Below are 11889 nucleotides of genomic sequence, written 5' to 3' on the forward strand. Positions count from 1 at the left end.
GCGGCCGGCTCTCAGCGCGAATGCGGCAGCGGCTCGTCCATGTCGAACACCCGGGCGTGCAGCACCGTGCGGTTGCGCAGCGCGGCCCGCACCGCGCGGTGCAGCCCGTCTTCGAGGTAGATGTTGCCCCGCCACCTGACCGCGTGGGGAAACAGGTCGCCGTAGAACGTCGAGTCCTCGGACAACAGCCGATCGAGGGCGAGCACCGTGGTCGTCATCACCAGTTCGTCGAGGCGGATCTGGCGCGGCGGGATCTGGGCCCACTGCCGGTGCGACAAGCCGTGGTCAGGATAGGGCCTGCCATCGCGGACACCCTTGAAGATCATCGACGCGCCTTTGCTTGCCCCGTACCCCCGCACACACCCAGCCCTGCAAGGTTAACCCGGCCCTGCGCCGCCGGCCTCTCGGTCGAGAACACCGCCGTTGAGCACCGTAAACTGAACCCGACGGTCACGATCTCGATGAAGTGGGGTGAACAATGGGCAGCGCTGACGAGCGCCGATTCGAAGTCCTCCGCGCGATTGTCGCCGATTTCGTCGCGACCAAGGAGCCCATCGGATCCAAGACCCTGGTCGAGCGGCACAATCTGGGCGTGTCCAGCGCCACCGTCCGCAACGACATGGCGGTACTGGAGGCCGAGGGCTACATCGCCCAGCCCCACACCAGCTCCGGTCGGGTGCCCACCGAGAAGGGCTACCGGGAGTTCGTCGACCGCCTCGACGACGTCAAGCCGATGTCGACCGCGGAGCGGCGCGCGATTCTGACGTTCCTCGAATCCGGCGTCGACCTCGACGACGTGCTGCGCCGTGCGGTCCGGCTGCTCGCCCAACTGACCCGGCAGGTCGCGATCGTGCAGTACCCGACGCTGTCCACCTCGTCGGTGCGGCGGCTCGAGGTCGTCGCGCTGACGCCCGCCCGCTTGCTGCTCGTCGTGATCACCGACTCCGGGCGGGTCGACCAGCGCATCGTCGAACTCGGCGACGGGATCGACGAGGGTCAGCTCGCGCAATTGCGGGAGCTGCTCGGGCAGGCGCTCGAAGGCAAACCGCTGGCCGCGGCCTCGGTCGCGGTGTCCGACCTGGCGTCCCATCTCAACGGGCAGGGCGGCCTGGCCGACGCGGTCGGCAGGGCGGCGACCGTACTCGTCGAGACCCTGGTCGAGCACACCGAGGAACGGCTGCTGCTCGGCGGGACGGCGAACCTGACCCGCAACACCGCCGACTTCGGCGGCTCGCTGCGCTCGGTGCTCGAGGCGCTCGAGGAGCAGGTGGTGGTGCTGCGGCTGCTGGCCAAGCAGCAGGAGGCGGGCAAGGTGACGGTGCGGATCGGGCACGAGACCGAGGCCGAGCAGATGGCAGGCACCTCGGTGGTGAGCACCGCTTACGGTAGTTCTGGCAAGGTCTTCGGCGGCATGGGTGTGTTGGGTCCCACACGGATGGACTATCCGGGAACCATCGCCAACGTCGCCGCAGTTGCTCTTTATATTGGCGAAGTCCTAGGTAACCGCTGATCCGCGCGGCCCCTGCGGGGGTATACCGCGCGGAGCGACGGGTGGGAGAGGTTGAGCGTGGCACGCGACTATTACGGCTTGCTCGGGGTGAGCAAAGGCGCCAGTGAGACGGAGATCAAACGCGCCTACCGCAAGCTCGCCCGGGAGCTGCACCCCGACGTCAATCCCGACGAAGAGGCGCAGGCGCGCTTCAAGGAGGTCAGCGCCGCGTACGAGGTGCTCAACGACCCGGAGAAGCGCCGGATCGTCGACCTCGGCGGCGATCCGCTGGAGTCCGCGGGCGCTGCCGGCGGCGGCTTCGGCGGGTTCGGGGGCCTCGGCGACGTCTTCGAGGCGTTCTTCGGCGGCGGCGCCTCGTCGCGCGGTCCGATCGGCCGGGTCCGGCCGGGCTCGGACTCGCTGCTGCGGATGCGCCTCGACCTCGAGGAGTGCGCGACCGGGGTGACCAAACAGGTCACCGTCGACACGGCGGTGCTGTGCGACCTGTGCCAGGGCAAGGGCACCCACGGCAACTCGACGCCGGTCACCTGCGACACCTGCCACGGACGCGGCGAGGTGCAGACCGTGCAGAGGTCGCTGTTGGGTCAGGTCATGACGTCGCGGCCGTGCCCGGTGTGCGGCGGCGTCGGTGAGGTGATCCCCGACCCGTGCAACCGGTGCGCCGGCGACGGCCGCGTTCGGGCCCGTCGCGAGATCAGCGTGAAGATCCCGGCCGGTGTCGGCGATGGCATGCGGGTGCGGCTTGCGGCTCAGGGCGAGGTCGGACCCGGCGGCGGACCGGCAGGCGACCTCTACGTCGAGGTGCACGAGAAGCCGCACGACGTCTTCGTCCGCGACGGGGACGACCTGCACTGCACCATCTCGGTGCCGATGGTCGACGCCGCGCTGGGCACGTCGGTGACGGTCGAGGCGATCCTGGACGGGCCGACCGAGATCACGATCGCGGCGGGTACGCAGCCGGGGTCGGTGACCACGCTGCGCGGCCACGGCATGCCGCACCTGCGCTCCGGCGTGCGCGGCGACCTGCATGCGCACATCGACGTGGTGGTGCCCTCCCGCCTCGATCACGACGATGTGGAACTGCTGCGCGCCTACAAGGAACGCCACCGCGACACCGCCCAGGTGCGCAGTTCGGCGGCCGCGGCGTCGAACAACGGCGGCGGACTGTTCTCCCGGCTGCGCGAGACGTTCACCGGCCGCTAGGCCCGTCGGGTGCGGACCCTCTTCTACGTCGACACGGTTCCCGGCGTCGGTGACCTGGCCGTCGTCGAGGGTGACGAGGGGTTCCACGCCGCCACCGTGCGCCGGATCCGTCCCGGCGAGGAGCTCGACCTCGGCGACGGTGCGGGCACCGTGGCTCGCTGCGTCGTCGAGGGCGTTGCCAAGGGCCGGCTGACGGCGCGCGTGCACGAGAGACGGCATCTCGACCGCCGCGCGCCGACGGTGACCGTGGTGCAGGCGCTGCCCAAGTCCGAGCGGGCCGAACTGGCCGTCGAGCTGGCCACCGAAGTGGGGGCCGACGCCTTCGTCGCCTGGCAGGCCGCGCGCTGCGTGGCGCGCTGGGACGGCGCCGCGAAGATCGACAAGGGGCTGCGCCGGTGGGCAGCGGTGGCACGGTCGGCGGCGCGGCAGTCCCGGCGTGCCCACATCCCCACCGTCGAGGGCGTGGTGTCCACCGCCGACCTGGCCGACCGGGTGCGATCACAGCGCCCGGGCACGGTGTTGGTGCTGCACGAGTCGGCCAGCCGTCCGCTGAGCGACGTGCCGTTGTCGGACACCGGCGCGGTGACGCTGGTCGTCGGACCGGAGGGCGGCATCACCGACGCCGAACTGGCCGCGCTCACCGACGCGGGTGCCGTGGTGGTGCGGCTGGGCCCGACGGTGCTGCGCACCTCGACGGCGGCGGCCGTCGCGTTGGGCGCGCTCGGGGTGCTGACGTCACGCTGGGCCTGACGAGGTCGACGCCCGCATACCGACTGGACCTGTTTCGCCGCGGCGCTAAACTGGGACGTCAAAGCACTCGATCAGCACAGGAAGCAGGCAGAAAAGCCCACGTGACGCCCCGCGAGACGAACGCAGGCTCGGACGACGACTTCGGTCGAAGCACCAGCCGAATCGACGTGCCGCCCGACCTGGTCGTGGGCCTGCTTGGCCGCTCCGACGAGAATCTGCGGGCGCTGGAGACTCTGCTCTCCGCTGACATCCACGCCCGCGGCAACGCCGTGACCCTCTCCGGCGAGCCGGCCGACGTCGCGCTGGCCGAGCGGGCGATCTCCGAGCTGATCGAGATCGTGGGCAGCGGCCAGCGGCTGACGCCCGAGGCCGTGCGCCACAGCGTCGCGATGCTCACCGGGATGCAGGACGGCACGGTGGACGAGTCGCCGGCCGAGGTGCTGACGCTCGACATCCTGAGCCGGCGCGGCAAGACGATCCGGCCCAAGACGCTCAACCAGAAGCGCTACGTGGACGCGATCGACAACCACACCATCGTGTTCGGCATCGGCCCCGCCGGCACCGGCAAGACGTATCTGGCCATGGCCAAAGCCGTCAGCGCGCTGCAGACCAAGCAGGTCAGCCGCATCATCCTGACCCGGCCCGCCGTGGAAGCCGGTGAGCGCCTGGGCTTTTTGCCCGGCACGCTGAGCGAGAAGATCGACCCGTACCTGCGACCGCTGTACGACGCCCTGCACGACATGATGGACCCCGAGCTGATCCCGAAGCTGATGAGCGCCGGTGTCATCGAGGTGGCGCCGCTGGCCTATATGCGCGGCCGCACGATCTCGGATGCGTTCATCATCCTCGACGAGGCGCAGAACACCACCGCCGAGCAGATGAAGATGTTCCTCACCCGGCTCGGATTCAACTCCAAAATCGTTGTCACCGGCGACATCACGCAGGTCGATCTGCCCGGCGGGGCACCCTCGGGTCTCAACGCCGCGACGCGCATCCTCGCCGGCATCGACGACATCCACTTCGCCGAACTCACCAGTGCCGACGTGGTCCGGCACCGGCTGGTGTCCGAGATCGTGGACGCCTACGCCAGGGCCGAGGAGCCGAGCCTGATGAACCGGGCCCAGCGACGCGCGTCGGGCACCGGGAACCGGTCGAGGCGGTAACGCGACCCATGACCATAGAGGTGTCCAACGAGTCGGGCATCGACGTCTCCGAGTCCGAACTCGTCAGCGTCGCGCGCTTCGTGATCCGGAAGATGGACGTCAACCCCGCCGCCGAGCTGTCCATGGTGCTGCTCGACTCCGCGGCGATGGCCGATCTGCACATGCGCTGGATGGATCTGCCCGGCCCCACCGACGTGATGAGCTTTCCGATGGACGAGCTCGAGCCCGGCGGGCGGCCCGACGCCCCCGAGCCGGGCCCGGAGATGCTCGGCGACATCGTGCTGTGTCCCGAGTTCGCCGCCGGCCAGGCCGCCGATGCCGGCCACACCCTCGGTCAGGAACTGGCGTTGCTGACCGTCCACGGTGTGCTGCATCTGCTGGGGTACGACCACGCCGAACCCGACGAGGAGAGAGAGATGTTCGCGCTGCAGCGGCAGCTGCTCGAGGAGTGGGTGGCCGAGCAGGTCGAGGCCTACCACCAGGACCGGCAGAACGAGAAGGACCGTCGGCTGCTGGACAAGTCCCGATACTTCGATGATCTGAACCACGGCGATGATCTGAACCACGGCGATGATCTGAACCACGGCGACACTCCGTGACCGGGCTCGGACAGCTGATCGGCGCGATCTTCCTGATCGGCTTCGCCGGCCTCTTCGCCGCGATCGACGCCGCCATCAGCACCGTGTCGATCGCCCGGGTCGAGGAGCTGGTGCGCGACGAGCGCCCCGGCGCCGTCCGGCTGGCGCAGGTGATGGTCGACCGGCCGAGATACATCAATCTCGTTGTGCTGCTGCGTATTGCGTGCGAAGTCAGCGCGACGGTGCTGCTCGCGGCCTATCTCGACGACTACCTCGGTGTCAGCGGCGGCCTGATGACGGCCGCGGCGATCATGACGGTGATCAGCTTCGTGGCCATCGGCGTCGGTCCGCGCACGGTGGGCCGGCAGAACGCGTACACGATCGCGTTGGTGTCGGCGCTTCCGCTGCAGGGCATCTCGGTGGTGCTCGTCCCGGTCAGCCGGCTGCTGGTGCTCATCGGTAACGCGCTGACGCCCGGCCGCGGTTTCCGCAACGGACCGTTCGCCTCGGAGATCGAACTGCGCGAGGTCGTCGACCTGGCCCAGCAGCGCGGCGTGGTGGCCGACGACGAACGCAGGATGATCCAGTCGGTGTTCGAGCTCGGCGACACCCCGGCCCGCGAGGTGATGGTGCCGCGCACCGAGATGGTGTGGATCGAAAGTGACAAGACAGCGGGTCAAGCGACGTCTTTGGCGGTGCGCAGCGGGCATTCCCGCATCCCGGTGATCGGGGAGAACGTCGACGACGTCGTCGGCGTGGTCTACCTCAAGGACCTCGTGCAGCGCACCTACTACTCGACGACCGGCGGCCGGGACACCAAGGTGTCCGACGTGATGCGCAAACCGGCGTTCGTGCCCGACTCCAAGCCGCTGGACGCGCTGCTGCGCGAGATGCAGCTCGACCGTGTCCACATGGTGCTGCTGGTCGACGAGTACGGCGCGATCGCCGGGCTGGTGACCATCGAGGACGTGCTCGAGGAGATCGTCGGCGAGATCGCCGACGAGTACGACACCGACGAGGTCGCGCCGGTCGAGGAGCTGGGCGACCGGCAGTACCGGGTGTCGGCGCGACTGCCCATCGAGGATCTGCGCGAGCTCTACGACCTGGAGTTGGACGAGGACCTCGACGTCGACACGGTCGGTGGCCTGCTCGCCCTCGAGCTGGGCCGGGTGCCGCTGCCTGGTGCCGAGATCACGTGGGACGGGCTGATGTTGCGCGCCGAGGGCGGACCCGATCCCCGCGGGCGCGTCCGCGTCGGCACCGTGCTGGTCAGCCCCACCGAACCCGAATCCGTGCCGGACGGCGACGGACAGGAGGGACGGGAATGACCGAACTCGACGCGGAGGACGCCAAACTCGTCGTGCTGGCGCGCGGTGCGATGGGTCGCGCCGACGCCGCCAGCGGCGCCGCGGTGCGCGACGCCGACGGCCGCACCTATGCCGGGGCGCCGGTGGCGCTGGCCGCGCTGGAGCTGACTGCGCTGCAGGCCGCCGTCGCGGCCGCGGTGTCCAGCGGCGCGACAGGCCTGGAGGCCGCCGTGCTCGTCGGCGGCGCGGCCGACGACCCGGGCGTCGCCGCGGTGCGCGAGCTGTCGGCCGATGCGGCCGTCATCGTCACCGACAGGGCCGGGAATCCCCGATGAGCGTCGAATTCCGTTCGGGTTTCGCCTGTTTCGTCGGCCGGCCCAACACCGGCAAGTCCACGCTGACCAATGCGCTGGTCGGCGCCAAGGTCGCCATCACGTCCAACCGCCCGCAGACCACCCGGCACACGATCCGCGGCATCGTGCACCGCGACACCTTCCAGATCGTTCTGGTCGACACCCCGGGCCTGCACCGGCCCCGAACCCTGCTCGGGCAGCGGCTCAACGATCTGGTCAAGGGCACCTACTCCGAGGTCGACGTGATCGGGCTGTGTATCCCCGCCGACGAGAAGATCGGTCCCGGCGACCGCTGGATCTACGAACAGATCCGCGCCATCGCGCCGAGGACCACCCTCGTCGCGATCGTCACGAAGATCGACAAGGTGTCCAAAGACGCTGTCGCGCAACAACTCATGGCGGTCAGCGAGCTCGTCGGGCCCGACACCGAGATCGTGCCCGTGTCGGCGACTTCGGGCACCCAGCTCGACGTCCTCACCGACGTGATCGTCGCGCAGCTGCCGCCCGGCCCGGCGTTCTACCCCGACGGGGAACTCACAGACGAACCCGAAGAGGTTCTGATGGCCGAGCTGATACGCGAGGCCGCGCTCGAAGGCGTGCGCGACGAGCTGCCGCACTCGCTGGCGGTGGTGATCGACGAGGTCGAAGCTCGCGAGGGCCGCGATGATCTGATCGATGTCCGCGCCATCCTCTACGTCGAACGCGATTCGCAGAAGGGCATCGTGATCGGCAAGGGCGGCGCCCGGCTGCGCGAGGTGGGCACCGCGGCGCGCACTCAGATCGAGAAGCTGCTCGGCACCAAGGTCTACCTCGACCTGCGCGTGAAGATCGCGAAGAACTGGCAGCGCGATCCCAAGCAGCTGGGCCGGCTGGGTTTCTGAAGCGCGTGAAGGCGCCGGCGCCGGCGTCGGCGACGCAGTAGCGCCGCCCCGCCTTCGGGGCTGATTGCAGTGGTTCGCTACTGAATCGACCGGGTCGCGCCACAGCGATCATCTGTAGTTGTGAAGCCGGCACGCGACGTCCGAACGAAGCGGATCACGCTGAACATCGATCCGGTCGAGGCGCGCGATCTCCTGGAGCGCGTTCCGCGGGCGTGCGTGGCATTCGTCGACGCCGACGGTCCACGTGTGGAACCGGTCGTCGTTCGCTGCACGGACGGTCACTACATGGTCGGCATGCCGCCGAACGCCGCGCGCCGGATCACTGATGACGCAGAAGTGGTGCTGCTCATCGACGAGGGCTTCCAGTTCTTCGACCTCCGAGCGATCTACGTGCGCGGACATGTCCAGCTATGCGATGTCGCGGCGAGCGCGGACGACGATCGCGTGTGGGCGAGGCTGCAGCCGACGAGAATCCTCGCTTGGGATTACGCGAGTATCAGGGAGGTGGAGGTGGACGATGAATCCTGACGATTCGGTGGTCACCGACGTCCTTCGCCGTGCGATGGTCGCGCGTATCGCGACCGTCTCCCGCTCTGGGCGACCGCACGTAAATCCGCTCTACTTCGTGTGCGGGGCAGGAAAAATCTACCTCGGCACGACGGACCGAACTCTGGCCGCGCGAAACGTCAGGGCCGACCCGCGGGTGACGGTGCTGTTCGACATCGAGGGCGATCCGGCCGATCGGAGGATCGTGAGGATCCGCGGCGATGCCATCGTCAGGACCGACGCCAAGATGATCCGCTGGTACATACCGCGCGATCTGCGGAAGTACATCCTCAGCCGCCGGGGGATGGCCGACACCCTCGAACACGCTCGACTCCTGCCGATAGTCGCTCGCTTTGTCTCATCGGGGGAGAAGGGCAAGGCGTGTGTGCTCGTAGTCCGACCGCTGGACGCGGAAGTCATCACTCAGCGGTGAAGCAGTGCATGCGGTACAGGTACTCCCCGCGCTGCATGGCGCGGTAGAACTTGGTGCCTTCCATGCCTGAGTACTCGCGACCAAGGGGTTGCAGGATTCTGGGCATCCGACCGACCAAATCCGCTATGCGGCAGGCGTTCCTCTCCAGCCCCCGCAGGACTTGCGCATTGATGTCCTCGCGGGAGCGCATCAGCAGCGGGGCGTCGGCCAGGTCCGTCTGCCACTGAGCAACCTCGCCGCGGGGCCGGAGGTCGGTGTAGTGGAAATGGCCTCCTGGCCGCAACACACGGGCCGCCTCGGCGAGGAATCGAGAGAAGTGTCTGTAGGCAGCGGACGATTCGACATTGATCACGGTGTCGAAGGATCTGTCAGGGAAGGGCAGGTGCTCCGCGTCACCGTGCACGAAGTCGACGTTGGCCAGATTGTGCCGCCGACGGCAGAATGCGACGGCGCTTTTGTTCAGGTCCAATCCTGTGTACGTCGCGGGTTGCAGCGTACGCATCACATACGAGGCTCCACCGCCGTGGCCACAACCGACCTCGAGCACCTGTTTGTTCCGGAGCTCGGCCTGTGTAGCCGTGCGGTGATAGAGCTGGATGTAATACCGGTGCGGTTCATCAGATTCGCTCAGCGGCAGAGCCATCGGGGGATCCTCCTCGTAGCCGACGTTGAGGAACACGACGTCGTCGTCATCGAACATGCGGGTCTGGACCCGATAGAACGACTTCGAGACCAATCGATTGAACGACAAGAAATAGGTCAGTTCCACAGGACACCCGGTTTCATGTTGAGACGATCATGTTGTGGTCCAGCGTCTCGATTCGGCGAACGAGCACGGGGAAGCCGTCGGTCGGGGTGGGCATCGAGGTCAGATCCCATTCCAACGTGTACCCGGGTCGCAGCTCGATCCGGTGTTCCCGCAGCACATGCCAGACCACGACCTTCACCACGGTGGTCGCGAAGTGCATGCCGATGCACTTGTGTGCTCCCGCACCGAACGGGACGAATGCAAGGCGGTGCGATTTGTCCTCGCGGCGATCGTTGCCGAACCGCTCCGGATCGAACATCTGTGGGGTGGTCCACAGCTGCGGCAGGTAATGGTTGAGCAACGGGGCGACGGCGATCATCGTGCCCGCGGGGACGAAGTGCCCCTGAATCGAGCTGTCCACCAGTGCTTTCCGAAAAAGCACAGGAACCGGCGGAAATAGTCTTATCGACTCGTTGATGACCATCCCCAGCCAGTGCATGCGCTCCAGCGCATCCAGGTCGAGCGGCCCCGCTCCCGCCACAGCCGACGACTCAGTCCGCACGCGATCCTGCCACTGGGGTTGAAGCGCCAACTGGTGAAGCACGGCTGTCGCGGCGGCCGCCGACGTTTCTATGGCAGCTGCCATGAGGAAGATCATGTGGTTGACAACGTCGTCGTCGCGGAGCCGATTGCCGTCCTCGTCGCGAGCGCGGCACAGCACGGCGAAGAGGTCCGCGCCGCCGGACCGGCGCCGTGCGTCGATCCCGGCGCGGAAGTATCGCTCGAGGGTGCGTCTGCCGCGTACACCGGCTGACCACCGCAAGCCGGGAAACGGGGCCCTGATCACCGCGGAGGCGGCCCGCAGACAATCGGCGGATGCCTGGTTCACCAGGTCGCGCTGCGGTCCCGGGTCGTCGCCGGTGAACACGGTGGCAGCGATATCCAGCAGCGTTCGCTTGAGGTACGGATAGGCCAGCATTTCGCCGCGGTCGCACAGGGTCGCCGCGGCCGCACCGCCGACGGCGTCCATCGAATGCACGTACCCGCTGAGTCGTTCCCGGGTGAACGCCTCCTGCATGATGCGGCGGTGACAGCGGTGCTCCTCGAAGTCCAACAGCATCAGTCCCCGGTTGAAGAATCGGCCGGAGAAGAACTCCTGACCCTTCTGTGAGAATGCGTGATCCTTGTTGGTGAGCACTTCGTCGGAGGCCTCGGGGCCCAGTGCCAGAACGATCGGCATCGCAAATCCACGCATCCACGAGACCGGACCGAAGTTTTCCAGCCGACCGTGCAGGAAGTCGATGGGCTGCGTTGCGGCCGCTAGGATGTGGCCGACTATCGGCATCCCTTTATTGCCGGGAACTGGTTTCAGTCCGGTGCCTTCCGGTGCCGGACAGAAGTCGCGTGAAACCGGTTCTGCGCTCAGCATCCTACGGCTGAGGATCGCACCCGCGCTCAGAGCGCGTCTTTTTGCGCGGAGACGGATCGCTTCTGCGAACCCTGGTCCTGTCACGGTGCCACTTCCCGGATCTCTCGGTGCCGGTACGTCGACCTCGCGGCAGCATCAAGACCAAGGGGTAACAGGGCGTCCATCATGCGATCCGGCACCAGGGCGCGGGCGAGTGCGCTGCCTGTCGAATCGACCCCGACCCGGTACCGGACCTTCGGCCGTTTCGCTCCGAGCGCAGCCGCCACGGCATCGGCGAAGTCCGAGGGCAGGGTCATGCTCGCGCGGGCCAGGCGTTCACTCACGTTCAGGAAGTCGATGAACCGCTCGCGGTAGACCTCGAGGATCTCAGTGGGGGCGGAACCGATGATCTCCTCGGCGGATTCCCGAATCTTGCCCCAGATCGGGGTATAGACCGTCCCGGGTTCGATCACCGAAACACGCACTCCCAGGGGCCGCAACTCGCGCCGCAGAGCGTCGCTGAGTCCTTCTTTTGCGCACTGGGCCGCCGCATACGCTGCCAGATAGGGGCCGGGGAGGTTGGCGACACCGGAGCCGACGTTGACAATCCTGCCTTCAGATGCGCGGAGCAACGGAAGGAAGCGCTGCAGGACGGCGATTGAGCCGACGACGTTGGTTTCGAGTTGGGCACGCAGAGCCGCCAGCGGAAGGCATTCCAGGGGTGAGCTGACCGAGATGCCTGCGTTGTTCACCACACCCCAGAGCCCGGTGTCGACGCACGCGTGCTCGAGATTACTGCCGGCCCGAGAGATCGAAGCTGCATCGGTGACGTCGAGAATGACCGGGATCAGCTCGCCCGGTGACGGTGGTACCGAGGCCAGGGCGGAGGAACTCGACTCGGTTCGCACTCCTGCGAACACCCGATAGCCGAGTTCGGCCAGGCGGACGGCCGCGGCCCGTCCCAATCCGCTCGAAGCGCCGGTGATCAGCACCGACTTCGACCGGGCCG

Annotated in this window: 14 protein-coding genes; 10 read left to right on the plus strand and 4 right to left on the minus strand. The window is 67.8% G+C overall.

All coding sequences use genetic code 11. The features are described from left to right. Positions 1-11 precede the first annotated feature (11 nt). Positions 12-326 (minus strand): type II toxin-antitoxin system VapB family antitoxin, encoded by a 315-nt coding sequence (locus G6N45_RS14555; RefSeq protein WP_163722948.1) that lies wholly within the window; start codon positions 324-326, stop codon positions 12-14. A gap of 152 nt (positions 327-478) precedes the next feature. Here G6N45_RS14555 and hrcA point away from each other — a divergent pair, with 152 nt between their 5' ends. The 10 genes from hrcA (at position 479) to G6N45_RS14605 (ending at position 8724) form a co-directional block, all read left to right on the plus strand. Next, positions 479-1510, plus strand: a complete 1032-nt coding sequence (gene hrcA, locus G6N45_RS14560; RefSeq protein ID WP_057148931.1) for a heat-inducible transcriptional repressor HrcA — start codon at positions 479-481, stop codon at positions 1508-1510. Positions 1511-1567: 57 nt separating this feature from the next. Further along, entirely contained in the window at positions 1568-2713 is a 1146-nt protein-coding gene (dnaJ, locus tag G6N45_RS14565; RefSeq protein WP_163722949.1) for a molecular chaperone DnaJ, read from the plus strand. Between the two features lie 9 nt (positions 2714-2722). Beyond that, complete coding sequence (locus G6N45_RS14570; RefSeq protein WP_163722950.1) at positions 2723-3463, plus strand: 16S rRNA (uracil(1498)-N(3))-methyltransferase; 741 nt, start codon at positions 2723-2725, stop codon at positions 3461-3463. Between the two features lie 101 nt (positions 3464-3564). Further along, the gene (locus G6N45_RS14575) at positions 3565-4626 is read left to right on the plus strand and encodes a PhoH family protein (RefSeq protein ID WP_163722951.1); all 1062 of its coding nucleotides are present in this window, start codon (positions 3565-3567) and stop codon (positions 4624-4626) included. An 8-nt stretch (positions 4627-4634) separates the two neighbouring features. After that, a complete protein-coding gene (gene ybeY, locus G6N45_RS14580) occupies positions 4635-5225 on the plus strand; it encodes an rRNA maturation RNase YbeY (RefSeq protein WP_163722952.1) in 591 nt (196 codons plus the stop codon). Further along, positions 5222-6532, plus strand: coding sequence for a hemolysin family protein (locus G6N45_RS14585; RefSeq protein ID WP_163722953.1), 1311 nt, complete (start codon positions 5222-5224; stop codon positions 6530-6532). Before ybeY ends, G6N45_RS14585 begins: the two co-directional genes overlap by 4 nt. Beyond that, a complete protein-coding gene (locus G6N45_RS14590; RefSeq protein ID WP_163722954.1) occupies positions 6529-6846 on the plus strand; it encodes a cytidine deaminase-like protein in 318 nt (105 codons plus the stop codon). The genes G6N45_RS14585 and G6N45_RS14590 overlap by 4 nt, the downstream gene beginning before the upstream one ends. Next, entirely contained in the window at positions 6843-7745 is a 903-nt protein-coding gene (gene era, locus G6N45_RS14595) for a GTPase Era (RefSeq protein WP_163722955.1), read from the plus strand. Before G6N45_RS14590 ends, era begins: the two co-directional genes overlap by 4 nt. 120 nt (positions 7746-7865) lie before the next feature. Continuing rightward, positions 7866-8273: a hypothetical protein gene (locus G6N45_RS14600; protein WP_163722956.1), complete on the plus strand. Its 408-nt coding sequence runs from the start codon at positions 7866-7868 to the stop codon at positions 8271-8273. Then, entirely contained in the window at positions 8263-8724 is a 462-nt protein-coding gene (locus G6N45_RS14605; RefSeq protein ID WP_163722957.1) for a pyridoxamine 5'-phosphate oxidase family protein, read from the plus strand. The genes G6N45_RS14600 and G6N45_RS14605 overlap by 11 nt, the downstream gene beginning before the upstream one ends. Here G6N45_RS14605 and G6N45_RS14610 read toward each other — a convergent pair. From G6N45_RS14610 to G6N45_RS14620, 3 genes are all read right to left on the minus strand, one after another. Then, entirely contained in the window at positions 8711-9493 is a 783-nt protein-coding gene (locus G6N45_RS14610; protein WP_246228691.1) for a phthiotriol/phenolphthiotriol dimycocerosates methyltransferase, read from the minus strand. The genes G6N45_RS14605 and G6N45_RS14610 overlap by 14 nt on opposite strands. A 13-nt stretch (positions 9494-9506) precedes the next feature. Then, positions 9507-10901 (minus strand): cytochrome P450, encoded by a 1395-nt coding sequence (locus tag G6N45_RS14615; protein ID WP_163722958.1) that lies wholly within the window; start codon positions 10899-10901, stop codon positions 9507-9509. An 80-nt stretch (positions 10902-10981) separates the two neighbouring features. After that, complete coding sequence (locus tag G6N45_RS14620; protein ID WP_246228692.1) at positions 10982-11872, minus strand: SDR family NAD(P)-dependent oxidoreductase; 891 nt, start codon at positions 11870-11872, stop codon at positions 10982-10984. Positions 11873-11889 lie beyond the last annotated feature (17 nt).

The organism is Mycolicibacterium psychrotolerans, assembly GCF_010729305.1.
Lineage (GTDB): Bacteria > Actinomycetota > Actinomycetes > Mycobacteriales > Mycobacteriaceae > Mycobacterium > Mycobacterium psychrotolerans.

Coding starts and splice junctions, on each gene's coding strand:
- ybeY (WP_163722952.1), top strand. CDS start 4,635: ATGACCATAGAGGTGTCCAACGAGTCGGGCATCGACGTCTCCGAGTCC.
- G6N45_RS14555 (WP_163722948.1), bottom strand. CDS start 326: ATGATCTTCAAGGGTGTCCGCGATGGCAGGCCCTATCCTGACCACGGC.
- G6N45_RS14605 (WP_163722957.1), top strand. CDS start 8,263: ATGAATCCTGACGATTCGGTGGTCACCGACGTCCTTCGCCGTGCGATG.
- G6N45_RS14615 (WP_163722958.1), bottom strand. CDS start 10,901: ATGCTGAGCGCAGAACCGGTTTCACGCGACTTCTGTCCGGCACCGGAA.
- era (WP_163722955.1), top strand. CDS start 6,843: ATGAGCGTCGAATTCCGTTCGGGTTTCGCCTGTTTCGTCGGCCGGCCC.
- G6N45_RS14590 (WP_163722954.1), top strand. CDS start 6,529: ATGACCGAACTCGACGCGGAGGACGCCAAACTCGTCGTGCTGGCGCGC.
- hrcA (WP_057148931.1), top strand. CDS start 479: ATGGGCAGCGCTGACGAGCGCCGATTCGAAGTCCTCCGCGCGATTGTC.